Here is a 24,772-nt window from a genome sequence, read left to right on the forward strand (position 1 = left end):
AGGAGACCACATCATGCCCGTCATCTCGACCAACACGGCTTCCAATTCGGCCCTTCGCTACCTGAACATCAATTCGACCAACCAGTCGGATTCGGTCTCGAAGATCGCCAGCGGTTCGCGCATCACCAAGGCGTCGGACGACGCCGCCGGCCTTGCCGTCGGCACATCGCTGCAGTCGGACATCACGGTGCTGAACCAGGCGGCCACCAATGCCTCGCACGGGTCGTCGATCCTGCAGACCGCCGACGGCGGCATGTCCAGCATCTCCGACATCGTGCAGCGCATGCGGTCGCTGGCAACGCAATCGCTGTCCGGCTCGGTCACCGACAACGAACGCTCCTATCTCGACGCCGAGTTCCAGCAGTTGCAGGATGAAATCGACGGCATCGCGTCGGGCACCCGCTTCAACGACGAATCGCTGCTCGACGGCTCGACCAACTGGTCGTCGGGCGTGAACTTCCGCGTCGGCACCACCTCGTCCGACAACATCACCGTGCAGATCGCCGGCGTCACCACCACGGGGCTGGGCATCAACACGTTGGACGTCGGCACCTCGGCCACCGCCGCCGCCGCGCTGACGGCGCTCGACACCGCGGTGACCACCCTGTCGGATGCGCGCGCCGACGTCGGCGCGCTGATCTCGCGCTTCGAATTCCGCAGCGACATGATCGACACCACCATCGAGAACACCGAGGCCGCGCAGTCCGCCATCATGGACGTCGACGTGGCCGAGGAGCAATCCAAACTGGCATCGGAAAAGGTCCTGACCCAGGCCGCCATCGCCGTGCTGTCGCAAGCGAACCAGATGCCGGAGAATCTGCTCTCCCTTCTCCGCTGACGTTTCGTAAGGCCGCCGGCGGGGGTGCGCGTCCCGGCCGGCGGCCGCTTCCCCTTTTCAGCCGAAGCCGCCACCAAACCCGCATCGCCGTGCCATCCGCCGCACTCTTCGCGGCCGGAAACGGGAGAGCCCTGCCATGACCACCGTCAGTTCCACCTCCTCCAGCACAGCGGCGACGACGGGCTACTCGGCGCTGTCTTCCAGCGATTCGGGTACCGGCATCGATTACGCCACCCTGATCGAGGCGAAGGTCAATGCGAGGCTGGCGAAGGCAGACCGCATCGACACCAAGATCACGGCGAACGAAGCGAAGATCACCGCCTACACCGACCTTCAGGACAAGCTGCAGGCGGTCAACGACGCCATCGACGGGCTGCGCAACCGCAGCGTCTCCACCGGCTCGTCCTCCAACCTGTTCAGCCAGCGCACCGCCTATGTCGGCGACGATGACGTGTTCAGCGCCACGGTGGACGACGACACGGAGGTCGGCACCTATTCGGTCGTGGTGCAGCAGCTTGCCACCAAGCACAAGATCGCGGCGGACGGCGTCGACAGCAAGACCGACGCGCTGGGCTATTCCGGCAGCTTCACGCTCCAGGCCGCCGACGGCAGCGCCGTGACCATCTCGATGGAAAGCGATGACAGCCTGACCGACCTGCGCGACGCCATCAACGCCAACAAATCGACCAGCGGCGTCTCCGCCAGCATCGTGCAGGTCAGCGACAGCAGCTATCAGCTGATCCTGACCGCCAACAACACGGGCGAGGAAATCAGCCTGACCGACGACGGCGCCGGCGTCCTGTCGTCGCTCGGCCTGACCGACAGCGACGGCGCCATCAAGAACGAGCTGGTCGCAGTGCAGGATGCGATCGTCGAGATCGATGGCGTCACCGTCACCCGCAGTTCCAACACCATCGACGATGCCATCGAAGGCGTGACGCTGAACCTCTACAGCGCCAGCCCGGACACGGCGATTTCGATGGAGGTGGCGACCGACCTGTCCTCGATCAAGTCGGCGATCACCAGCTTCGTCGACGCCTACAACGAATACCGCGACTTCGTGCTGACGCAGCAGGCGACAACCAGCGACGGTACGGCGTCCAGCGACGCGACGCTGTTTTCCGACACGCTGCTGCGCCAGATCGTGCGCTCGGTCAACAGCGCCCTCAACACGTCGATCACCACCGACGACGGCACGGTGCTGTCGATGGCCTCGCTGGGCATCAGTTTCAACAGCTCCAACGAGCTGGAACTGGACGAAGACACGCTGAACAGCATCCTCAGCACCGATGTCGATGCGGTCAAGCAATTGCTCGGCCTCAACATGACGAGTTCGTCGAGCCAGATGTCGCTGCTGCGCTACACCAGCAGCGCCTCGGCTCTGTCCTTCACGCTGGACATCGTGCGCGACGACGATGGAACCCTCACCTCGGCATCGGTCGACGGCGACAGCAGCCTGTTCACCGTAAGCGGCAACCGCATCATCGGCGCGACCGGCACCGCCTATGAAGGCATCGTTCTGGTCTATTCCGGCAACAGCGGCAGCGTCGACATCGATTTTTCGCAAGGGCTGGCCGACAAGCTGTTCGGCGTCATCGACGACGCGTCGGCCGACTACGACAGCGACCTCGCCACCGCCATCGACGATCTGGAAACCCGGGACACCGAGCTGGAAAGCCGCTCGACCGACATCAAGACCAAAGCCGAGACCTACCGCACCACGCTGACCGCCTATTACGCCCGGCTGGAAGCCGCGGCGGAAACGGCGGCCCTTCTCCTGAAACAGCTGACCTACAGCGACAGCAGCAGCGACAGCTGACACCCGGTCACGGCACATCCCATCGAGAGGATTTGGCGCCATGCGCAATTCCGCCTATTCGAAAGCCCTGAATGCCTATGCCGTCGCCAACAGCGCGGTGCCGCCGCTGGTCGCCGTCCTGCGGCTGTACGAGCGGGCGATGACCCATCTGTATGCCGCCCGCGACGCCGCTTCGAACCGACGGTTCGAAGCGCACCACAACGCGATCCGAAATGCGGTCATGGTGTTCGCAGGCCTTGATTCCATTCTGGTTTTCGACAAAAATGAGGATGTCGCGCTGACGCTTCGACGGTTCTACCACCGGCTGATCGCGCAGGCAGGCGCCGCCGCCAGCCGGAAGGATCCGGTGGCGGCCTGTGACTCGCTCATCCGCCAGACGTCCTTCATGCTGAAGGCTTGGCAGGCCATCGCCGCAGAACGCGGCGGGCCATCCACTGTCGTCGGTGCGCCGGCCAAAGGGCCGCATGCATCCGTCGTCGGGAGAACGATGGATCATGCGAATGGCGGACTCTCGGCTTGACCTCCGGCGGGAGGATTCCAGCGTCGGGCGCTCCATGTCCGGGGACCTGAGCCGGGGTTCCGCCTCCGGTGTCATCATCCCCGCGGACGAGGACGGCGACGAAGCATTGATGGCGCAGATCCGCGCCGGCAGCCAGACGGCCTACCGGCGGCTGGTGCATCGCCACCTGAAACGCACCTATGCACTGGCCCGCCGCCTGACCGGCAACGAGGCGGAGGCCGAGGATGTCGTGCAGGACGCCTTTCTCCAGGTCTGGCAGCGCCGCACCCAATGGAGCGACGACGGTGGCGCCCGCTTCACGACGTGGCTCTACCGCGTGGTGGTGAACCGCTGCATCGACCACAAGCGCCGGCCGGTCGGCCAGGATCTGGAAACCGTGGCGGAGCCGTCGGACAGCGCGCCCGATGCGATCAGCACCATCCACCGCCGGCAGGTCGCCGCCCGGCTTCTGGATGCCCAGAACAGGCTGACCCCGCAGCAGCGCGCCGCCGTGACGCTGTTTTATTACGAGAATTTAAGCAACGCCGACATCGCCGCCGTTATGCAAATCAGCGTCGGTGCTGTAGAGTCGCTTTTGAAACGCGCGCGCCAGCAGCTCCGGCTGCTGCTGCGCGCCAGTGCGCAGGCGGCCAGGGATTCCTTCGATGACGGATGAGGAGTTTCGCGATCGGCTCGATCGCTTTGGGGGCGACCTCGCCCTCTGGCCGGCCGATGCGGCCAGGGACGCGCGGCGCCTTCTTCTGCGTTCGGTCAAGGCGCAGGCGATGCTGGACGACATGGTGACGATGGAGCTGGCGCTCGGGCAATCGGAAGACCGCCCGCCCCCGGACCTCGCCGACCGCATCTTCGCCGCCGCCTTCCGCCTGCCGCCGTCCAACCGGACCTTCGACGAGGATGGCGATCAGCCGCCGCGGCTGATGTAGGCCGGTCAGCCCCCCGCCACCCGCCGCAGTTCCGCCGATATCCGCTCCAGCGCCTGTTCAAGTCCCTGCCCGCCCAGCGGCTGGAACACGCGCATCGACGGATACCAGGGTCGGCCGGCGGTGCCGAGCTGCGTCCAATCCCGGTGCCCGAAGCGCCAGACCGGCACTCCCAGCGCACCGGCCAGCTCCGCCACCGAATTCGCCGGCGCGATGACGAGGTCGAGCGCCGACACCAGTGCCGCCGTCTCCTCGAAATCGTCGCGCAGATCCAGCCCGGTCCAGCCATAGATCGGCTGACCGAACCGGCGCTCCGCCGCCAGAATCTCGCGCTGGCAGTCGTCATACTGCAGGTTCACGAAGGTGACGCCGGGCACCGCGAAGATTGGTCCCCAGCCATCCAGCGGCAGATAGGCGCTGCGGCGGTCGGCGGTCATCACCTGGCTGCGCCAGCTGATGCCGACCCGCAGGTCGTCGCCCGCGCCATCCAGCCGCTCGCGCCAGTCGGCGACGCGGTTGCCGTCGGCGAACAGCCAGCAGGACCGCGCCGGAAAGCCCGACAGCCGTTCGCGCAGCAGGCGCGGGACCGAGCCGGCCGGGATGTGATAGTCGCAATCGACCGTCTCGGCCTCCGTCATCCCGCAGGGTGGCTGTTCGGCGCGCACCGTCGCCTTCGGAAAGGAGCGGGCGAACAGCGGAACCAGCCGGCGTTCACACTCGATCACCACCCGCCCGGCCATTCGGATCAGGTCGGGATAGCAGGAGGCGAAGAGGAACTCGTCCCCCACCCCCTGTTCACGCCAGACGAACAGGCGTTTGCCCTCCAGCGGCTCTCCGGTCCATTCGGGGATGGTGAAGCGCCGCTCCGGCCGCACGCGTCCGGCCTTGAAGCGGAAGGCGTAATCGGCCCAGCCGGCGCTCAGCGCTCCGCGTTCCAGCGACAGCAGGCCGCGGTTGAAGCGGGCCAGCGCATGGCCGGGCGCGGCGGCGACGGCACGCTCGAACCAGCGGCCGGCATCGGCGCGCCCCTGCCGCTGCTCCGCCAGCCCCAGGGTGCAGAGCGGGTCGGCCAGCGACGGCGCCAGCGCCAGCGCCTTGCGGCAGGCGACGTCGGCCTCGACAGGGCTCTGGGCGCCATTCAGCGCATAGGCCAGCACGGCATGCAGCGGCGCATGGCCGGGCATCAGCCGGATGGCACGGCGCACCTGCACCACCGCCGGCTCGAAAGCTTCGCGGTCCGACAGGTCGGCGCCGAGATTGCCCAGCGCATCGGCGAAGCCGGGATTCAGCGCCAGCGCACGTTTCCAGCAATGCTCCGCTTCCGCCCGCCGGGCCTGCGACTTGCAGGCGTTGCCGAGATTGTTCCAGGCCTCGGCCCGGCCGGGCGCGCGGGCAATGGCGCGGCGTTGCCACCGCTCCGCACCGCCAAGGTCGCCGAGCGCCGAGTCCGCCAGCCCCAGGTTGACGAGCGCCGGAACATGGCACGGGTCGAGCACCAGCGCGGTGCGGAACCGCGCCCGCGCCTCCTCATGGCGGCCCTGCGCATGCAGCAGCAGGCCCAGATTGTTGCGGATCTCGGTATGGCCTGGCTCACGACGCAGAGCCTCGACATAGGCGCCCTCGGCCTCGCCCAACCGGCCCAGCCCTTGTAGCGTGGCGCCCAGATTGGCCCAGACCGACCCGTTGCCGGCGCCCAGCCCGATGGCGTCCCGATAGGCGGCGGCAGCCTCGGCCATCGCACCCCAGCGACGCAGCGCATTGGCCAGCGCAATGCGGATGGCGCCATCCTGCGGCCGCAGCCTTGCCGCCAGCCGGTAGCAGCCGATGGCGGGTCCGGCCTGCCGCAACTCCTCCAGCGCCCGCCCCATGCCGAGCCGCGGTTCGGCCGCGCTCGGCACCAGACGCGCCGCGGCGCGATAGCAGCGTAGCGCGGCCACTGGCTGCCCCTGCCGCCCGGCGACCGAGCCCAGCAGGCACAGCGCGGCGGCATTGTCGGGATCGATGGCAAGAGCCCGGCGGGCGCTGGCCAGTGCGGCAGCCACCCGCCCCTCCTCCATCAATGCCTGTCCGAGCGCCAGATGGTAGGAGCCGACCAGCGCATTGTTCCGCGCCGCGGTGTCGAACAGCCGGGTGGCGTCGGTCCTTCGCCCGTCCTGATAGGCGATATGGCCCAGCAGATGGGCGGCATCGCCATGTGTCGGATCGATCCGCAGGATTTCGCGGCAAAACCGCTCCGCCCGCTCGCTCTGTCCGGCATTGTGATGCTGGACCGCGAGACGCAGCAATCCGTCGGTACGCCGTGTCGCGTTCCCGTCCATGGTCGTCGCCATTCCGTCAATGAACCCGTCGGCGGCATCGGGCCGCGCTTGTTCGTTGTACGGCGGCGGCGGCGTACTCCTGCGCCCATCGGAAGTGCGCGCAACGCGGAGGGGGCACGGAAAGGCTGCGGACGTTGCATGCAAAAATAGACCGTTTCGGTTCCGGTATAAGTTGGGCAGGATTGAAACAGGATTTTGCCCGAACAAGAGGAACAGGCGATGGACGGGATGGCGACGGGGATGGACCGGCTGACGGCGGACATGACGGAATGGCGGCGCGATCTGCATGCCCATCCGGAAACCGCCTTCGAGGAGCAGCGGACCAGCGACTTCGTGGCGGAAAAGCTGGCCTCCTTCGGGCTGGAGGTCCACCGCGGCCTCGCCAAGACCGGGGTGGTCGGGATCCTGCGCAACGGCGAGGGCCCCATGGTCGGGTTCCGCGCCGACATGGATGCGCTGCACATCCACGAGGAAACCAACCTGCCCCACAGCTCGCGCAATCCGGGGCGCATGCACGCCTGTGGGCATGACGGCCATACAGCGATGCTGCTGGGTGCGGCCCGCCACCTGACCGAAAATCCCAACCTGTTCCAGGGCACCATCGTCTTCATCTTCCAGCCGGCCGAGGAAAATGAAGGCGGCGGGCGCGTGATGGTGGAGGAAGGGCTGTTCGACCGTTTCCCGGTGGAGAAGGTCTTCGGCATGCACAATTGGCCGGGGCTGGAGGTCGGCCGCATCGCGTTGCGTCCCGGCCCGCTGATGGCCGCCTATGACATCTTCGAACTGACCCTGACCGGCCGGGGCACCCACGCCGGCATGCCGCATATGGGAACGGACACGATCATGGTCGGCAGCCAGATCGTCGGCGCCTGGCAGACCATCGCCGCCCGCAGCGTCCATCCCATCGATTCGGCCGTCGTCAGCGTAACCCAGTTCCACGCCGGCGATACGTGGAATGTGCTGCCGGCCACGGCCGTTCTCCGCGGCACGGTGCGGACATTCCGGCCGGAGGTTCAGGATCTGGTCCAGCGCCGCATGGGCGAGGTCGCGACCGCCATCGCCGGCGGCTTCGGCGTCGAGGCCAGCTTGCGCTACGAACGGCGCTATCCCCCCACCACCAACAGCGCCAAGGAAACCGAACTGGCGCGGCAGGCGGCGGCGCGCGTCGTCGGAGAAGATGCCCTCGATCTGGATCCGATGCCCAGCATGGGGGCCGAGGATTTCTCCTTCATGCTGCAGAAGCGGCCGGGCTGCTACATCTGGGTCGGCGCCGGACCATCCGACCAGGGGCGCAATCTGCACAGCCCGCATTACGACTTCAACGACGCGGTGCTGCCGATCGGCGCCAGCTATTGGGTGCGATTGGCCGAGACCGTCCTGCCGAAGGCCGGGTGATCGATCTTGTGTGCAATTCCTACCGATTTCCCAGCGTCGCACTTGGTGTAATAATGTTTTCGCTAGAAAATCTTGGGAATTGCGCACGTGTGGCTTTTGACCCATAGTTCGACTGGAGACGGTCGGGCCTGACCAGAAATGTTCGGGCCGGACGGATTTGGCCGAGCGGGGGCAGGCGGACGTGGCAGACCAGGCGCAGGATATTCCAGGCCAGGGCGGAATTTGGCGACGCCCGGACTCGCTGTGGGAGGCCACCGCCCCGCCGCCCCCGGAGCTGCCGGTGCTGCAGGGCAACGTGCAGGCCGATGTGCTGGTGATTGGCGGCGGCTTCACCGGCCTGTCTGCCGCCCTGCACGCGGCGGAGGCCGGCAAGCACGCGGTGGTGCTTGAAGCCTCCGAACTCGGCCGGGGTGCTTCGGGACGCAACAACGGGCAGGTCATTCCGACACTGACCCGGCCCGACCCCGCCGACCTCGTCGCCCGTTTCGGCGGCGAGGCCGGGGAGCGCTTCGTCGGCCTGATCCGCGACAGCGCCTCCACCCTGTTTGATCTGGTGCGCCGCCTCGGCATCGACTGTGCGGCGGAGCAGACCGGCTGGGTCCAGCCGGTGCATTCGCCGGGCCGCATCAAAATTGCCGAGCGCCGGGCCGCCCAATGGGGCCGCTACGGTGCCGACGTGGAGTTGCTGGACCGTGCCGCGGTTTCCGCCCTTCTCGGCACCGATGTCTATTACGGCGGCTGGATGAACCGGACCGGCGGGCACATCAACCCGCTGGCGCTGGTGCGCGGGCTTGCCGCCAAGGCCGTCGAGGCCGGGGCGGCGGTCTACGTCAACTCCCCGGCATTGTCGGTGGAGCGGCGCGGCGACATGTGGGTCGCCCGCACCCCGCAGGGAATGGTGACCGCCGACGCTCTGGTTCTGGGCACCAACGGCTATGCCGCCGTCGTCTTTCCGGAAATCCGGACGGAGGTGGTGCCGGTGCTGTCCTGGCAGATGGCGACCGCGCCCCTGGGCGACAATGTCCGGAAGACCATCCTGCCGGGCCGTCAGGCGATGTCTGACACCCATGGCGATCTGCGATTCATGCGCTACACCGCCGACAACCGGCTGGTGACCGGCGGCGCGCTGCTGATCCCGGTGAACGGGGCGGAACGGCTGAAGCGGATCATCGGCGACCGTCTGGCCGGGATGTTCCCGGCCCTGCAAGGCGTCACCTTCGATCACGTGTGGAACGGCCGCATCGCCATGACCACCGACTACTTTCCCCGCGTCCACCGGCTGGGGCCGAACGGCTTCGGCTGGGCCGGGTGCAACGGGCGCGGCGTGGCGCTGTCGGTCTCACTCGGTCGAGAACTGGCGCGGGCGGCGATCGGCCAGGATCCGAAGGATCTCGCCCTGCCCTTCACCCCGCCGACGCCCCTGCCCTTCAATGCCCTGCTGCAACGCGTCGGACCGCTGAAGATCCTGCAATACCGCTGGAACGACGCCCGCGAAATTTAATCAAGGAGACGGCCGGCATGTCGGATACCCCCGATTACCCCACCCTTCTGCGCAATGCCTACGCGATGCGCGCGGCGTCCTACGCCCACATGTTCGACGTGCTGCGCGAGCGGTTCGGCACCGAAACGGCGCTGGAGGTCGGGCAGGAGGCCACCCGCCGCCTCGGCGAGGCGATGGGCGCAAAGTATGCCGGCCATGGTCCGGACGACCTGACCGGTCTCTGCCATGCCTTCCTCGACGGCATCCCCAACCGCGACAGCATGTTCGCGCCGGAGATCAAGCGCTGCGACGGCGAGGCGCTGGAAATCCACTTCCACCGCTGCCCGCTGAAAGAAGCCTGGCAGGCCCAGGGCCGCTCCGACACCGATCTGGAACTGCTGTGCAAGATGGCCGGCGCCATCGACGGCGGGCTGTTCGAAGCGGCCGGCTTCGTCTTCAAGGGCGAAACCTGGAAGCCGGGCGACGAGGGCTGCTGCAGGCTGAAGGTCCTGCCGGGTTCCGGCTCCGCCGAATAAGTCCACGCGTTGCGAAGCAGAAGAAGCCAAACAGAAGAAGAGGGTGTTCCCGCCATGACGTTCCGCCTCCTCACGCTGACGACCCTCACCGCCGCCGGGATCGCCGGTTCGGCCTTCGCCGCCGACACGGTCAAGCTCGGCTACCAGTTGCCGCTGACCGGCGACACCGCGCAGTACGGCCAGGATTTCCGCAAGGCCGCCGAAATCGCGCTGAGCGAGTTCAACGCCGCCGGCAAGCCGTTCAAGGTCGAGATCGTCTTCGAGGACAGCCGGTCCGACGCCAAGGAAGGCACCAACATCGCCCGCAAGTTCGTGGACGACAAGGAGATCGTCGGCGTTCTCGGCGACTTCACCTCGGGCGTGTCGATGGCCGCGGCGCAGGTCTACAAGGAGGCCGGCATGCCTCAGCTGTCGCAGACCGCTTCGCACCCCGACTACACCAAGATCTCCAAGTACCAGTTCCGCAACATCGCCACCCAGGCGCAGGAAGGCCCCTACAACGCCAAATGGATGGCGTCCAAGGGTCTCAAGAACGTCGCGGTGATCGCCGAGCAGACCGATTGGGGACAGTCGGTGGTCGGCGGCTTCTCCGACGCGGTGAAGGCCGACGGCGGCAAAGTCGTTTTTTCGGAGTTCTTCAACCGCGGCCTGAAGGATTACCGCTCGCTGATCAGCAAGCTGGAGCGTGCGAAGCCCGATGCGATCTACACCGGCTTCTTCTATGAGGACGGGGCGCAGTTCCTGAAGCAGTTGCACCAGCTCGGCGTCAAGACTCCGGTCTATTCGACCTCGGCGGCCTACAGCCCGAAGCTGATCGAACTGGCCGGCGAGGCGGCGGAGGGCATGCACCTCACCTCCAACTTCCTGCCGACCGACCCGTCGCCGAACGTCCAGCATTTCGTAGAGGAATGGAAGAAGCGCTCGGACGGCGCCGTCCCCGGCCAGTTCCCGGCCCAGGCCTATGACGCGGTGCGCATCATGCTGGCGGCGGTGGAAAAGGCCCAGCCCAACCCGACGCGCGAGAAGGTGCGCGACGCGCTGGCCCAGACCAAGGACTTCCCCGGCGTGACCGGCAAGACCAGCTTCAGCGCCGACCGCGAAGCGGAAAAGGAACTGGTGAAGGTCGAGGTCAAGGGCGGCGCCTTCGTTCCCGTCAAGGACTGAGGCCCCCGGCACCCGATCTCCAGCGCCCCGATCTCCGCCCATTCCCCAGCGACAGAGCCCGCATGTTCGATCCCTATTATCTCCAGCAGCTCGCCATCGGCCTGTCGCTGGGCATGACCTATGCGCTGATGGCGATCGGCTTCACGCTGATCTTCGGCGTGCTGAACGTCGTCAACTTCGCCCATGGCGAGATCTACACGCTGGGCGCCTTCGCCGGCCTCGTGCTGATCTCCGCCACCGCGCCGCCCATCGTGGCGGTGATCCTGGGCGCGCTGGCGATCGGGGCGCTGGCCGGCTTCTCGCTGGAGCGGCTGGCCTTCAAGCCGTTTCGCCGCTTCACCGACGAGGCGTCGCTGAAATCGCGGGCGATGCGGGAATCGACGCTGCTCTCCTCGCTGGCGGTGTCCATCGTGGTGCGCGAGGCGCTGGAGATCGTCTTCGGATCGCAGATGCGGTCCATCCCCTTCGAGTATCTGATCAACACGCCGGTGCGCGTCGGCCCGGTGATCCTGGTGACCGGCGACTTCATCATCTTCGGCGTCGCCGCCGCCATGCTGATCGGCCTCCAGTATCTGCTGACGCGCACCCGCGTCGGGCTGGCGATCCGCGCGGTGTCCAACAACCCGCTGGGCGCCAAATATGTGGGCATCGACACCGACCGCACCATCATCACCACCTTCGTCGTCGGATCGATGATGGGGGCGGCGGCCGGCATCCTGATGGGGCTCTATTACGGCGCGGTCTTCCCCGCCATGGGCTTCACCCCCGGCATCAAGGCCTTCGTCGCCATGGTGATGGGCGGGCTGTCCTCCATCCCCGGCGCGGTGATCTGCGCGCTGATCCTCGGCATTTCGGAAAGCATGGCGACGACCTTCGTCTCGTCGGGCTGGTCGGACATGGTGGCCTACGGCTTCCTGATCCTGACCCTGATCTTCTTCCCCAACGGCTTGTTCGGAGCGCGCCGTGAACGCGTTTGAGACTGTCGCGCCCGCCGGTCACGCCGGCCGCCGCCGGGGCCGGCTGGTTCCGGCGCTGATCCTGCTGCTGGTGTTCGCGGCGCTGCCGGCGCTGCTGGCCGGCTTCGACCGGGGCTATTTCTACCAGATCGCCAATCTGGCGCTGATCTTCGTCCTGCTCTCGGCCTCCATGCATCTGGTGACGGGGGTGGCGGGGCTGCTGCATCTGGGGCATGCCGCCTTCTACGGCGTCGGCGCCTACACGGCGGCGCTGCTGACCTCCAAGCTGGGGCTGGGCTTCACCGTCACGCTGCCGCTGTCCGGTCTGGTGGCGGCGCTGGTCGCCTTCCTGGTGGCGCTGCCGACCATGCGACTGGTCAGCATCTATTTCGCCGTGGCGACGCTGGCCATCGGGCAGATGCTGTATCTGGTCATGCTGAACTGGGTGGATTTCACCAAGGGTCCCAACGGCATCATCGTCACCAGAGGCTTCGAACTGTTCGGGTTCAGCCTGTCCGGTCGCATCGCCACCTACTACACCGTGGCGGCGGTGGTGACGCTGTCGGTCGTCGCGATCGGCCGGCTCAGCCACTCCTATTACGGCAACGCGCTGCGTTCGATCCGCGAGGACGACCAGTGCGCCGACGCCATGGGCGTGCGCACCGTGCGGCTTAAGATGGAGGCCTTCACCCTGTCGGCCTTCTTCGCCGGAGTGGCGGGCAGCCTGTGGGCGCACATGACCGGCTACATTTCGCCGGGCGACTTCAAATTCTCCGAATCGATCCTGATCCTGGCGATGGTGGTGGTCGGCGGCCTCGGCAGCCTGCCCGGCGCGATCATCGGCGCGCTGCTGCTGATCCTGCTGCCGGAGGGCCTGCGCGGCCTTGGCGATTTCCGCAACATCATGGTCGGGCTGGTGATGTTCCTCTCCATCCTGCTGCTGCCCAAGGGATTGCTGGGCGAGGTGTCCGCCCTGCGGCTGGTGCGCCGGCAACTGGGTGCGGCGTGGTGCAACACCAATGACGGTGACCGGAAGGGCGAAGGGATCGGCTGGCGATGACCCATCTTCTTGAAATCCGCAATGTCAGCCGCCGGTTCGGTGGCGTGCAGGCGGTCGGCGACGTCACCGCCCATGTGGACGAGGGCGAACTGGTCGGGCTGATCGGACCGAACGGCGCCGGCAAGACCACACTGTTCAACCTGATCTCCGGCTTCACCCCGCTGTCCGGCGGGACCGTCGCCTTCGCCGGCAGGACCATCAGCGGCCTGAAGCCCAATCAGGTGGCGCGGCTGGGCATCAGCCGCACCTTCCAGAACCTGCGCGTCTTCCCCAACATGTCGGTCTTCGACAACGTGTCGGTCGGCGCGGTCGGCACGCTGCCGCAAGGCGCGTTCGGCGCCCTGTTCGGCCCCTTGTCCAAGGGCGGCAGAGCCCACTCCGACGAGATCAGCCGCCGCACCTGGGAGGCGCTGGAGGCGGTCGGCCTGACCCATGTCGCGGCGGAGCTGGCGGCCAACCTGCCCTACGGCCAGCGCAAATATCTGGAGATCGCCCGCGCGCTCGCCATGCGGCCGCGCTTCCTGATCCTGGACGAGCCGGCCGCCGGGCTGAACGACACCGAGACGCGCGACCTGGCCGCCTTCATCAAGCGGCTGCACGGACAGGGCCTGACAGTCATGCTGGTCGAACACGACATGGCGCTGGTGATGGGCATCTGCCAGCGCATCCTGGTGCTGGCCTCCGGCCGCAAGATCGCCGACGGCACCCCCGACGCGATCCGCAACGATGCGGCCGTCCTCGAAGCCTATCTTGGGGTGGATGAATGACCGCGCCGCTGCTTTCCATCACGGACCTGCATGTCGCCATGGGGCCGCAGGAGATCCTGCACGGCGTCAGGCTGGACGTGGCCCAGGGCGCCATCGTCGCCGTGCTCGGCTCCAACGGCGTCGGCAAGACCACGCTGATGCGCACCGTCTCCGGCATCTACCGCGCGAAGCAGGGGACCATCACCTTTCGCGGCCAGCCGATCGCCAACATGCCGGCCCACCACATCGTCCGGCTCGGCCTGTCGCAGGCGCCGGAAGGGCGGCAGATCTTCTCCAACATGAATGTCCGCGAGAATCTGGTGCTCGGCGGCGGCGAGGTCGGGCTGGGCGAACTGGACCGCGTGCTGGCGATGTTCCCGATCCTGAGCGAGCGGCTGCGCCAGAATGCCGGTTCGCTTTCCGGCGGCGAACAGCAGATGCTGTGCATCGCCCGCGCCCTGATGCGCAAGCCGACGCTGCTGCTTCTCGACGAGCCGTCGCTGGGGCTGGCCCCGAAGATCGTCGCGCAGATCTTCGATCTGATCGGACGCATCCGGGCGGAAGGGGTGTCGATCCTGCTGGTCGAACAGAACGCCCGCGCCGCCCTGCGCATCGCCGACCACGCCGCGGTGCTGGAGGATGGCCGCATCGTGCTGGCCGGCCCGGCCGCCCAACTGCGCGACGACCCGCGCATCGCCGAGGCCTATCTCGGCGGCCACACCCATTGACGCCACCTGACGGAAGGAAGCCTGTCATGACCGAAACCAAGGGGACCCAAACCCTGGGCATTCTGGAGCGCCGCCGCATCGAGGCGGAAATCCTGAAGCCGGTCTATGAGGAGATGGTCGCCCGGCTGGGCGAGGCCACGGCGCAGGAAATCCTGGGCGCCGCGATCACCAAGGCTGCCCTGGCCGCCGCCCAATCCTTCGCCGCGACCGAGGAGGGAGGCACCAGCCTGAAGAGCTTCGCCGATCTTCAGCCGCTATGGACCAAGGACGACGCCCTGCGGCTGGATGTGAAGCGGCAGGACGACACCCATTTCGATTACAACGTCACCCGCTGCCGTTACGCCGAAATGTACCGGGAGATGGGGCTGGGGTCGATCGGGCACCTGCTGTCCTGCAACCGGGACGCCGCCTTCTGCACCGGCTACGACCCGCGCATCACAATGGAGCGCACGCAGACCATCATGCAGGGCGCCGACCACTGCGACTTCCGCTATCGCTTCGAACCGAAGGGCGAATAGGCGCGACCTCGGCAACGCGTCAGGGCCGCCCCGGCGACAGCCGCTCCGCGCTGGCCTTCAGCGTGTCGATCATCCCCTGCTGCGCCTCTTCCGTCGTGTCGGCCGGGACGACGAAGCAGATGGTGGCGATGCAGCGGCCGGCCGCATCGCGGACCGGCGCGGCGAGGCAGGTGGTGAAGCGGTCGACCAGCGCCGTGGTGCGGACATAGCCCTGGGTCCGGGCGCGGCCGATGTCTTGCAGAAACTCATCCTCGGCGATGCGGCGGCCGTCGGGCAGGACGAAATCCTCGGGCGGGATGAAGCGCCGGATCTCGTCGGCGGCCATGTGATCGACCAGCAGCCGGCCGGACGCCGTCCAGGGGATCGGCACCTTGATGCCGATCTCGGAGCTGATGCGGAACATGCGCCGCCCCGGCTCATTCAGCACGACCAGATATTTGTCGCCATCCAGCGTACAGAACTGCGCCGTCTCCCCCACCGTCTCGGCGATGTGGGCGACCTCCACCCGCGCCTTGCGGATCAGGTCGACGCTGTCGAGGTAATCGCTGCCGTAATAATGCATCGCCGGCCCGAAATAGACCGTGCCATCGCCGTCGCGCAGTTCCAGCCAGCGCGCCTCCACCAGCGTGTTGACCAGTTCGTACATGGTGGAGCGCGGCGTACCGGTGTCGCGCGCGATGTCGGCGATGCGTGTCGGCGCACGCCGGCTGTGCAGATGCTCCATCAGCGCAATGACGCGGTCGATGCCGCGGGCGCGGCCCGTCGACTTCTCTTCCGCCTGCTTTTCCGCTCTCTGCTTTTCCGCCACGCCGCTGCTCTTCATCCGATCCGCGCTCCCTGCCGTCCCGCAACCGATTAGCACGCGGATTTTCGGCTTGCCAGTGGTCATTGTCCGATATACCGTTTCCTTGTCTGGAATACAAGACCGATGTCCGATATTTCGGACAAACGGTCGGGGAGGCAGAAATGACAGGGATCACGCGACGTCTGTTCAACACCGCCCTCGGCACGACACTGGCCGCCGGCGGGCTTTCCTCTGGAATCCTCGGAACCTGGACCACGCCGGCGCTGGCCCAGCAGGGCGGTGCCTCGGTCGTCACGGTCGCCACCATCGGTGAACCGCCGACGCTGGACCCGGTCGGCACCACCTCCGACCTCGTCAGCATCATCACCCAGCATATGTTCGAGACGCTGTTCACCTTCGACGGCGAGTGGAAGCTGGCCCCGCTGGTGGCGTCGGCTCTGCCGCAGGTGTCGGCGGACGGCAAGACCTACACGATCCCGCTGCGCAGCGGCGTCACCTTCCATGACGGCAGCACCGTCACAGCCGACGACGTGGTCGCCTCGCTGGACCACTGGACCAAGGCCTCCCCACGCGGCAAGACCGTCGCCCCGCTGGTCGAGAGCATCGCCGCCAAGGGCGCGGACGCCGTCATCATCGCGCTGAAGGAGCCGTTCGCGCCGCTGACCGCGCTGCTGGCCATGAACAACGGCGCCGCCGCCATCGTGCCGAAATCGGTGATCGACGGGCCGGGCGCGCTGAAGTCGCTGATCGGCACCGGCCCCTACAAGCTGCTGGAGCACAAGCCCGACCAGTATATCCGGCTGGTCCGCCACGACGGCTACGCCTCTCCCGCCGGCACGCCCAGCGGCTATGCCGGCAGCCGCAAGGCCGTCATCGGCGAGGTGCGCTTCGTCCCCGTGCCGAACGCCGCCACCCGCGTGTCGGGCGTGCTGGCCGGCCAATACCAGTTCGCCGACAGCCTGCCGGCGGAAACCCTGCCGCGCATCAAGGACGCCGCCGGTGTCAAGCCGGTGATCGTCAAGCCCTTCGGCTTCCCGCTGATGATCATGAACACCCGGACCGGTGTCATGGCGAACCAGAAGCTCCGCCAGGCGGTGCTGGCGGCGCTGGAGCCCAACGACATGCTGCTGGCCGGCTTCGGCGATCCCGCCTTCGTCCAGGCGGAGGGATCGATCTACGCCCAGGGCACGCCTTATTACGACGCGGCCAGCGCCAAGCCCTACAGCGACCATGCCGCCGGCAAGGCGGCGGACCTGCTGAAGGCCGCCGGCTACAAGGGCGAGCCGATCCGCATCATGACCTCGGTGCAGTACGAGTTCCTGTACAAGATGAGCATGGTAGCGCAGGCCCAGCTCGAAATGGCCGGCTTCAAGGTCGATCTGCAGGTGCTGGACTGGGCGACGCTGCTGCAGCGGCGCGGCGACGAAAAGGCGTGGGATGCCTTCTTCACCTACCACACCTTCGTGCCGGAACCGTCGCTGATCACCGTGCTGAACCCCAGCTATCCCGGCTGGTGGGACAGCCCGGCCAAGCATGAGGCGCTCGCCGCCTTCAACCGTGAGATGGACCCGGCCGCCCGCAAGGCGAAGTGGGTGACGCTGCAGACGCTGTTCTACAGCGAGGTGCCGAGCATCAAGGTCGGCGATTTCTACAACCTCGCCGCCAGCAGCGACAAGCTGACCGGCTACACCCCGACGCCCTGGCCCTTCTTCTGGAACACCGACCTGAAGGGCTGAAGTCGGAATTACGACATCTCCCCGGAAATCCCCCTCTCCCCCCTGGGGAGAGGGTCGGGGTGAGGGGGATGCATAGGGTGGATCGGGGGATGATCGCAGCGTCACAATTCTTGTGAATCCTCGCCGCGCGTCCCCCTCACCCTAACCCTCTCCCCGGGGGGGAGAGGGGATTCCTTACGGGACCGCAACCATGCTCGTTTACATCGTCCGCCGGTTCGCCGGCATGATGGTCGTCATGCTGCTCGTCGCCATGGTGGTCTTCGTGATCGCCCGTGTGGTGCCGGGCGATCCCGCCGCCGTCATGCTGGGCTCCGCCGCCACGCCGGAAGACATCGCGGCGCTGCGCGGCCGGTTGGGGCTCGACGAACCGCTGCTGACGCAGTTCCTGCTCTATCTCGGGCAGATCGTCCGCTTCGACCTCGGCGAATCCATCTTCCTCAACCGTCCGGTGGCGCAGGCGCTGGCCGAACGGTCGGAGCTGACCGGGCTACTGACGATGATGTCGGTGGGGATCGCCATGCTGATCGGCGTGCCGATCGGCATCCTGTCGGCGGCCAAGCGCGGCGGGCTGATCGACCAGACCGCCGTCGGCCTCGCCATGCTGGCGGCCAGCGTGCCCAGCTTCTGGATCGGACTGACCCTCATCAAGTATCTGGCGGTCGACCATGCCTGGTTCCCGGTCGCCGGCTATGGCCCGCCCGAGGCCGACCTGCTGGAGCGCATGCGCCATCTGGTTCTGCCCGCCATCGCGCTCGGCATCCCCAACTCGGCGCTGATCCTGCGCTTCACCCGCACCAGCATGCTGGACGTGATGAGTCACGATTATGTCCGCACCGCGCGGGCCAAGGGGCTGCCGCCGCTGGTCGTCGTGCTGAAGCACGCGCTGCGCAACGCGATGATCCCGATCCTGACGGTGATCGGCCTGACCACCGCGGTGATGATCGCCGGCGCCATCGTGACGGAAACCGTGTTCGGCCTGCCCGGCGTCGGCAACCTGATCGTCTCCGCCGTGCTGCGTCGCGACTATCCGGTGATCCAGGGCGCCCTGCTGGTGGTGTCCGCCATCTATGTGCTGATCAACCTGACGGTCGACCTGCTCTATGCCGTGGTCGATCCGCGGGTCCGCTATTGAGAGGGAGGGTTCCCATGGCAAGCGTCCCCGCCGGTCACGGCAGCGTCCCCCTTCCCTCCGCCAAACCTCGGCAAAGCCGCTCGCCGGCCGCCCTGCTGATGCGCCAGCTTTTCCGCCGCCGGCTGGTGGTGCTGTCCTTCCTGATCATGGCAGCGATCCTGGCGGTGGCGCTGCTGGCGCCGTGTATCACGCCCTTCAACCCGATGAAGATGGACATCCTTGGCCGGCTGAAACCGCCGTCCGCCGCCCACTGGTTCGGCACCGACGAGTATGGCCGCGACGTGCTGTCCCGCGTGATGCTGGGCGCCCGGCTGTCGCTGCTGGTCGGCCTGCTGGTGGTGGTGGTGGCGACGCTGCTCGGCACGCTGCTGGGTCTGGCGGCCGGCTATATCCGGCCGCTCGACGGTCTGCTGATGCGGCTGACCGACGCGCTGATGGCCTTCCCGGACATCCTGCTCGCCATCGCCTTCATGGCGGCGCTGGGGCCGTCGCTCTACAACGTCGTGCTGGCGCTCGGCATCGTCTACACCCCGCGCGTGGCCCGCGTGGTGCGCGCCGCCTGCCTCGTGGTGCGCGAGATGCCCTTCATCGAGGCGGCCACCGCGCTCGGCGCCTCCACCCCGCGCATCGTCTTCCTGCACATCCTGCCCAACCTGATGTCGCCGATCCTGGTGCAGGCCACCTTCATCTTCGCCTACGCCATCCTGACGGAGGCGGCGCTGTCCTTCCTCGGCGTCGGCGTGCCGCCGACCACTCCGACCTGGGGCAACATGATCGCCGGTGCCCAGCAGTATTTCCAGCAGGCCGACTGGCTGATCCTGTTCCCCGGCTGCGCCATCGTCCTGACCGTGCTGTCGCTGCAGATCGTCGGCGACGGGCTGCGCGACGCGCTCGACCCCCGGCTCCAGAAGGCGAAGTGAGATGAGTACCACTCTCCTCATCAAGGGCGCCCGCGTCGTCGACGGCACCGGTGCCCCCTGGTTCCCGGCCGACGTGCTGGTGGAGCGCGGACGCATCGCCGCCGTCGGCCCGATGCTGGACGTGCCCGACGCCGAACCGCTGGAGGCGCAGGGCCGCTTCCTCGCCCCCGGCTTCATCGATGCCCACTGCCACGACGATTTGATCCAGCTGCGCCAGCCCGGCCGGCCGGAGAAGGTGGCGCAGGGCGTCACCACCGTGGTGGTCGGCAACTGCTCCTTCGGCCTCTACCCGCAGAGCGCCGACAGCGGTGCCCCCTTGCGCGAGCATTTCGGCAACCTGCTGGGCACGGTATCCGATCAGGAGACCTTCACCGATTTCGCCGGCTACCGTGCGGCGCTCGACAGGCGCGGCACCGCCATCAACCTCGTCTCGCTGGTCGGGCACGCGGCCTTGCGCCTCGCCGTGATGGGCTGGCAGAACCGCGCCGCCACCGCCGAAGAGCGCGAGGCGATGGCGGCCCTGCTGGCGGACCAGCTTCGCCAGGGCGCCCACGGCCTGTCGCTCGGCCTCGTCTATCCGCCCAGCGCCTGGGCCGACCGCGCCGAGCTGGTGCGGCTGGCCGAGGTGGTGGCGGAGCATGGCGCCCTGCTGACCGCCCATGTCCGCTCTTACGAAGGCGGGCTGATCGCCTCGGTGGACGAGTTCCTCGACCTGCTGAAGGCCGGCGGGGCGAGCGGCCTGCTGTCCCACCTGCAAGCCGCCGGAAAGCCCTATTGGGGCAGCCTGCCGCGGGCGGTGGAGCGGCTGGAGATCGCGCGGCATGACGGCACCGACGTCAGCTTCGACATGTACCCCTACCCGGCCGGCTCCAGCACCATCCTGCAACTGCTGCCGCCCTCGGCGCTGGCGGGCGGCGTGGAGGCGCTGCTGGCGCGCATGGCCGATGCGGACGGGTTGGCGGCGCTGCGCCACGCGGTGGAGGACGGCGAGGCTCCCGACGACGCCGGCTGGGAATCCAAGATCCGCCTGATCGGCTGGGAGAATGTCCGCATCGGCGGCGTTTCCGCGCACGAGTTGCGTGACCTTGAGGGAATGTCGCTGGCGGAAATCGCGGCGACGCGGTGGGAGCAGCCCTTCGACACGCTGGTCCGGCTGATCGCCCTCGACCGCGGCCGGACCAACATCGTCATGTTCCAATTGGCCGAAGCCGATCTGGAAACCGCGCTGTCGCACCCGCTGCACATGCTGGGCTCCGACGGTTTGCCGCGCGAGACCGGCAAGCCGCACCCCCGCGCCTTCGGCAGCTTCCCGCGTTATCTCGCCCGCGCCCTGAGCGGCGAAGGCAAGCTGGGGCTGGAGGATGCCGTGCGCCACATGACCGCCGTTCCGGCCCAACGCTTCGGCCTGTCCGACCGTGGGCTGATCCGGCCCGGCATGGTGGCCGACCTGAACCTGTTCACTGCCGACGTGGCGGACCGCGCGACCTTCCAGGACCCGACGCGCCCACCCCACGGCATCACCGACGTGCTCGTCGCCGGACAGTTCGTCCTGCGCGACGGCGGGCACACCGGCGCGCGTCCGGGCAAGGCCCTGTCCCGCGCCTGATCTTTCAACCAGTGAGGACCCGATGACCAACCGCAAGCCGATCTTCGCCGAAAAGGGGGCGAAGCCCGCCGGCCAGTACAGCCATGCGATCGTCGCGAACGGCTTCGTCTATGTGTCGGGCCAGGGGCCGCACCATCCGGAGACCGGCGCGCTGCCCGAGGATTTCGCCGGCGAGGTGCGCCAGACCCTGCGCAATCTGGAGATCATCCTGAAGGCCGCCGGTACCGACCTCGCCCATGTGGTGAAGGTCAACAGCTACCTCAGCGACCTCGGCCGCTTCCAGGAATACAATGCGCTCTATTCGGAGTTCTTCCCGACCGAGCCGCCGGCCCGCACCACCATCGGCTGCCAGTTGAACAACATCCAGGTCGAAATCGACTGCATCGCCGTCCTGCCGACAGCGTAACATCGTCAGTACACGGCCGATCCCACAGCGTCACCGCCGGGGTCGGCCCCTTTCCCTCTTCTTGCGTTCCGGAGCGGTCCCATGCGCGTCGACGATCTCGACACCCCCGTCCCCGTCATCGACCTCGACAGGGTCGAGCATAACCTGACCAAGATGCAGGCCTATTGCGACCGGCACGGGTTGGCGCTGCGCCCGCACATCAAGACCCACAAGCTTCCCCAATTCGCGCGCCGCCAGATCGAGCTGGGCGCCGTCGGCATCACCTGCCAGAAGATCAGCGAGGCGCTGGTGATGGCGGAGGCCGGCTGCACCGACATCCTACTGACCTACCCCATCGTCGGCGCCTCCAAGGTGAAGCCGCTGGCCGAACTGGCCGCCAAGACCAAGCTGACGGTCGCACTCGACAACGCCGTCGCGCTCGACACCGTTGCCGCCGCGGCGGCCGAGGCCGGCGTCGAGATCGGCATTCTGGTGGAGTTCGACAGCGGCGACGGCCGTTGCGGCGTGCAGACCCCGGACGAGGTGCTGACGCTGGCCCGCCGCGCCGCCGGCAACGGGCTGACCCGCTTCCGCGGTCTGATGACCTACCCGCGCGGTCCCCGCACCGTGCCCTTCGTCGCCGAGACGCGCGCCCTGCTGGACGGCGCCGGCATCGCGGTGGAGACGGTGTCGGTCGGCGGCACCCCCGGCTGCTGGGACACCCACGAGCTTCCCGGCGTGACCGAGCTGCGCGTCGGCACCTACATCTATCACGACCGCGCCACCGTCGGCGCCGGGGTGGCGACGCTGGACGAATGCGCCGTGCATGTCCACGCCACCGTGGTCAGCCGTCCCACCCCCGACCGCGCCGTTCTGGATTGCGGCAGCAAGACCCTGTCGAGCGACCGCGTCGCACCGTCGGTCGGCGAAGGCTATGGCCTGATCCTCGATTACCCCGACGCTGTGATCGTCCGCGTCAACGAGGAGCATGCCGTGGTCGACCTCAGCCGAAGCGAGGCGAAGCCGGAAATCGGCGACCGCGTGATGATCCTGCCCAACCATGTCTGCGTGGTGACCAACCTGCACGACCGCATGGCGATTACCCGCAACGGCGAGGTCGTCGGCGACTGGCCGGTGCCGGCGCGCGGCTGCACCCGCTGATCCGAACCATGGGATCCCGTCATGGACGCTGACCTCACGCTCGACATCCGCAACCTGCAAACCCACTTCACCGCCGATCCGGGCGTGTCGAAGGCGGTGGACGGCGTGTCCTTCGCCGTGCGCCGCAACGAGACGCTGGCCGTCGTCGGCGAATCCGGCAGCGGCAAGTCGGTGACCAGCCTGTCGGCGATGCGGCTGATCCCGTCGCCGCCGGGCATCATCGCCGGCGGCGAGATCCTGTTCCGCGGCCGCGACGGGCAGGTGCGCGACCTCGCCCGCCTCAGCGAGCGCGCCATGCGCAGCGTGCGCGGCAACGAGATCGGCATGATCTTTCAGGAGCCGATGACCTCGCTGAACCCGGTCTACACCGTCGGCGACCAGATCGGCGAGGCGCTGCGCTATCACCAGGGCCTCGACCGCCGGGCGGCGCGGGCGGAGGCGCTGGCCATGCTGAAGAAGGTCGGCATCCCGGCGGCGGAGCGGCGGCTGGACGAGTATCCGCACCAGATGTCGGGCGGCATGCGCCAGCGCGTGATGATCGCCATGGCGCTGGCCTGCCGCCCCACCCTGCTGATCGCCGACGAGCCGACAACGGCGCTGGACGTGACCATCCAGGCGCAGATCCTCGACCTGATGCGGCGATTGCAGGAGGAGACCGGCACCTCGATCCTGTTCATCACCCACAATCTGGGCGTGGTGGCGGAGGTGGCGCATCGGGTGGTGGTGATGTATGCCGGCCGCATCGTCGAGGAAGGCGATGTCCGCTCCCTGCTGAAATCGCCCAGGCACCCCTACACCCGTGGGCTGTTGTCCTGCATGCCGCATCTGGGCCAGCGCCGCGGCGACGGCGGCCGGCTGCACGCCATCCCCGGCAGCGTACCCAGCCCGGTGAACCGCCCTCAGGGGTGCACCTTCGCCCCACGCTGCCCGCTGGCCGAGCCGGCCTGCACCGCCGCCGAACCCGTGCTGGAGCCGGTCGGCCCCGACCATTCCGCCCGCTGCCGCCGCTGGAGGGACGTGCAATGAGCGCCGTCACCGTGTCCGAAGAGCCCTTGCTGAGCGTCCGCAATCTGGAAAAACGCTTTCCCGTGCGGGGCGGGCTGCTGCAACGGCCGGTCGGCTGGGTGAAGGCGGTGGACGATCTGTCCTTCGACCTGAACCGCGGCGAGGTGCTGGGGCTGGTCGGCGAGTCCGGATCGGGCAAGACCACCGCCGGCCGCAGCATCCTGCGGCTGATCGAGCCGACCGGCGGCTCCATCCGTTTCGACGGGCAGGAGATCACCGGTCTGCCGACCGCCGAGATGCGGGCGCAGCGCCGCCGCATGCAGATCGTCTTTCAGGATCCATACGCCAGCCTCGACCCGCGCCAGCGCGTGCGCGACGTGATCGGCGAGGCTCTGGTGATCCATGGCATTGGCAGCCGCGCCGACCGCCGAGACCGCGTGGCCGCGCTCTTGGAAAAGGTCGGTCTGACCGCCGACGCCATGGATCGCTTCCCGCACGAGTTCTCCGGCGGCCAGCGCCAGCGCATCGGCATCGCCCGCGCGCTCGCGGTCGAGCCCGACTTCATCGTCGCGGACGAGCCGGTATCGGCGCTCGACGTCTCGGTGCAGGCGCAGGTGGTGAACCTGCTGGGCGACTTGCAGCGCGAGCTTGGGCTGGCGGTGCTGTTCATCGCCCATGATCTGGCGGTGGTGCGCTACATCAGCGACCGCGTGGCGGTGATGTATCTCGGCCGCCTGATGGAGATCGCGCCCAGCGACTCCCTCTACGAGCGCCCGCGCCATCCCTACACCATGGCCCTGCTGTCCGCCGCCCCCAACCCGGACCCCGACGCGCCGAAGACCCGCATGCTGCTGGACGGCGACGTGCCGAGCCCGATGAACCCGCCGTCCGGCTGCGTCTTCCGCACCCGCTGCCCCTTCGCCCTGCCCGCCTGCGCGGAACCGGAGGCGCGGGCGCTGCGGCAGGTGGCGCCGGGGCATTCGGTGTCGTGCATCCGGGATGACGTGGCGGCGGGGTGACCGGG

24 protein-coding genes are annotated in these 24,772 nt (G+C 67.9%); 22 read left to right on the forward strand and 2 right to left on the reverse strand.

Features of this window, described 5'->3' with window-relative positions; genetic code table 11:
• The first annotated feature begins 13 nt into the window (after positions 1–13).
• The 5 genes from PWS46_RS15490 (at position 14) to PWS46_RS15510 (ending at position 4,100) form a co-directional block, all read left to right on the forward strand.
• The gene (locus tag PWS46_RS15490) at positions 14–838 is read left to right on the forward strand and encodes a flagellin (RefSeq protein ID WP_434621873.1); all 825 of its coding nucleotides are present in this window, start codon (positions 14–16) and stop codon (positions 836–838) included.
• A gap of 136 nt (positions 839–974) precedes the next feature.
• Complete coding sequence (gene fliD, locus PWS46_RS15495; protein ID WP_434621875.1) at positions 975–2,657, forward strand: flagellar filament capping protein FliD; 1,683 nt, start codon at positions 975–977, stop codon at positions 2,655–2,657.
• 40 nt (positions 2,658–2,697) lie between these two features.
• Positions 2,698–3,177: a flagellar export chaperone FliS gene (gene fliS / locus PWS46_RS15500; RefSeq protein WP_434621877.1), complete on the forward strand. Its 480-nt coding sequence runs from the start codon at positions 2,698–2,700 to the stop codon at positions 3,175–3,177.
• A gap of 34 nt (positions 3,178–3,211) precedes the next feature.
• Positions 3,212–3,832 carry an RNA polymerase sigma factor gene (locus tag PWS46_RS15505; protein WP_434621879.1) on the forward strand — a complete coding sequence of 207 codons (621 nt, stop codon included), beginning with the start codon at positions 3,212–3,214 and terminating at the stop codon, positions 3,830–3,832.
• Complete coding sequence (locus PWS46_RS15510; protein ID WP_434621881.1) at positions 3,822–4,100, forward strand: hypothetical protein; 279 nt, start codon at positions 3,822–3,824, stop codon at positions 4,098–4,100. The genes PWS46_RS15505 and PWS46_RS15510 overlap by 11 nt, the downstream gene beginning before the upstream one ends.
• Positions 4,101–4,105: 5 nt before the next feature.
• On the opposite strand, the gene PWS46_RS15515 is transcribed toward PWS46_RS15510, so the two are convergent.
• A complete protein-coding gene (locus tag PWS46_RS15515) occupies positions 4,106–6,427 on the reverse strand; it encodes a tetratricopeptide repeat protein (RefSeq protein ID WP_434621883.1) in 2,322 nt (773 codons plus the stop codon).
• A gap of 216 nt (positions 6,428–6,643) precedes the next feature.
• Between PWS46_RS15515 and PWS46_RS15520 the strand changes: the two genes are divergently transcribed.
• The 9 genes from PWS46_RS15520 (at position 6,644) to PWS46_RS15560 (ending at position 14,998) form a co-directional block, all read left to right on the forward strand.
• Positions 6,644–7,810: a M20 aminoacylase family protein gene (locus tag PWS46_RS15520; RefSeq protein WP_434622053.1), complete on the forward strand. Its 1,167-nt coding sequence runs from the start codon at positions 6,644–6,646 to the stop codon at positions 7,808–7,810.
• A 280-nt stretch (positions 7,811–8,090) separates the two neighbouring features.
• Positions 8,091–9,311 carry an NAD(P)/FAD-dependent oxidoreductase gene (locus PWS46_RS15525; RefSeq protein WP_434621885.1) on the forward strand — a complete coding sequence of 407 codons (1,221 nt, stop codon included), beginning with the start codon at positions 8,091–8,093 and terminating at the stop codon, positions 9,309–9,311.
• A gap of 17 nt (positions 9,312–9,328) precedes the next feature.
• On the forward strand, positions 9,329–9,826 hold the full coding sequence (locus tag PWS46_RS15530; RefSeq protein WP_434621887.1) for an L-2-amino-thiazoline-4-carboxylic acid hydrolase: 498 nt from the start codon (positions 9,329–9,331) through the stop codon (positions 9,824–9,826).
• Between the two features lie 54 nt (positions 9,827–9,880).
• Positions 9,881–10,990 carry an ABC transporter substrate-binding protein gene (locus PWS46_RS15535; RefSeq protein WP_434621889.1) on the forward strand — a complete coding sequence of 370 codons (1,110 nt, stop codon included), beginning with the start codon at positions 9,881–9,883 and terminating at the stop codon, positions 10,988–10,990.
• 62 nt (positions 10,991–11,052) lie between these two features.
• Complete coding sequence (locus PWS46_RS15540; protein ID WP_085082531.1) at positions 11,053–11,967, forward strand: branched-chain amino acid ABC transporter permease; 915 nt, start codon at positions 11,053–11,055, stop codon at positions 11,965–11,967.
• On the forward strand, positions 11,954–13,006 hold the full coding sequence (locus tag PWS46_RS15545) for a branched-chain amino acid ABC transporter permease (protein WP_434621891.1): 1,053 nt from the start codon (positions 11,954–11,956) through the stop codon (positions 13,004–13,006). The genes PWS46_RS15540 and PWS46_RS15545 overlap by 14 nt, the downstream gene beginning before the upstream one ends.
• Positions 13,003–13,773, forward strand: a complete 771-nt coding sequence (locus tag PWS46_RS15550) for an ABC transporter ATP-binding protein (protein ID WP_434621893.1) — start codon at positions 13,003–13,005, stop codon at positions 13,771–13,773. The genes PWS46_RS15545 and PWS46_RS15550 overlap by 4 nt, the downstream gene beginning before the upstream one ends.
• Entirely contained in the window at positions 13,770–14,480 is a 711-nt protein-coding gene (locus tag PWS46_RS15555; RefSeq protein ID WP_434621895.1) for an ABC transporter ATP-binding protein, read from the forward strand. The genes PWS46_RS15550 and PWS46_RS15555 overlap by 4 nt, the downstream gene beginning before the upstream one ends.
• Before the next feature lie 26 nt (positions 14,481–14,506).
• Positions 14,507–14,998 (forward strand): L-2-amino-thiazoline-4-carboxylic acid hydrolase, encoded by a 492-nt coding sequence (locus tag PWS46_RS15560; RefSeq protein ID WP_434621897.1) that lies wholly within the window; start codon positions 14,507–14,509, stop codon positions 14,996–14,998.
• A 19-nt stretch (positions 14,999–15,017) separates the two neighbouring features.
• On the opposite strand, the gene PWS46_RS15565 is transcribed toward PWS46_RS15560, so the two are convergent.
• A complete protein-coding gene (locus PWS46_RS15565; protein WP_434621899.1) occupies positions 15,018–15,821 on the reverse strand; it encodes an IclR family transcriptional regulator in 804 nt (267 codons plus the stop codon).
• Between the two features lie 143 nt (positions 15,822–15,964).
• On the opposite strand from PWS46_RS15565, the gene PWS46_RS15570 reads away from it, so the two are divergent.
• The 8 genes from PWS46_RS15570 to PWS46_RS15605 all read left to right on the forward strand — a co-directional run bounded on the left by PWS46_RS15570 (position 15,965) and on the right by PWS46_RS15605 (position 24,767).
• Entirely contained in the window at positions 15,965–17,539 is a 1,575-nt protein-coding gene (locus tag PWS46_RS15570) for an ABC transporter substrate-binding protein (RefSeq protein WP_434621901.1), read from the forward strand.
• 190 nt (positions 17,540–17,729) lie between these two features.
• The gene (locus PWS46_RS15575; protein ID WP_434621903.1) at positions 17,730–18,671 is read left to right on the forward strand and encodes an ABC transporter permease; all 942 of its coding nucleotides are present in this window, start codon (positions 17,730–17,732) and stop codon (positions 18,669–18,671) included.
• A gap of 14 nt (positions 18,672–18,685) precedes the next feature.
• Positions 18,686–19,591, forward strand: coding sequence for an ABC transporter permease (locus tag PWS46_RS15580; protein ID WP_434621905.1), 906 nt, complete (start codon positions 18,686–18,688; stop codon positions 19,589–19,591).
• A 1-nt stretch (position 19,592) separates the two neighbouring features.
• Positions 19,593–21,197, forward strand: a complete 1,605-nt coding sequence (locus PWS46_RS15585) for an N-acyl-D-amino-acid deacylase family protein (RefSeq protein WP_434621907.1) — start codon at positions 19,593–19,595, stop codon at positions 21,195–21,197.
• A gap of 22 nt (positions 21,198–21,219) precedes the next feature.
• The gene (locus PWS46_RS15590) at positions 21,220–21,603 is read left to right on the forward strand and encodes a RidA family protein (RefSeq protein WP_149224340.1); all 384 of its coding nucleotides are present in this window, start codon (positions 21,220–21,222) and stop codon (positions 21,601–21,603) included.
• A gap of 81 nt (positions 21,604–21,684) precedes the next feature.
• Positions 21,685–22,743, forward strand: a complete 1,059-nt coding sequence (locus PWS46_RS15595) for an alanine racemase (protein ID WP_434621910.1) — start codon at positions 21,685–21,687, stop codon at positions 22,741–22,743.
• Between the two features lie 21 nt (positions 22,744–22,764).
• A complete protein-coding gene (locus PWS46_RS15600; RefSeq protein ID WP_434621912.1) occupies positions 22,765–23,769 on the forward strand; it encodes an ABC transporter ATP-binding protein in 1,005 nt (334 codons plus the stop codon).
• The gene (locus tag PWS46_RS15605) at positions 23,766–24,767 is read left to right on the forward strand and encodes an ABC transporter ATP-binding protein (protein ID WP_434621914.1); all 1,002 of its coding nucleotides are present in this window, start codon (positions 23,766–23,768) and stop codon (positions 24,765–24,767) included. Before PWS46_RS15600 ends, PWS46_RS15605 begins: the two co-directional genes overlap by 4 nt.
• Positions 24,768–24,772: the final 5 nt, after the last annotated feature.

The organism is Azospirillum sp. B2RO_4, assembly GCF_051124815.1.
Classification (GTDB): Bacteria; Pseudomonadota; Alphaproteobacteria; order Azospirillales; family Azospirillaceae; genus Azospirillum.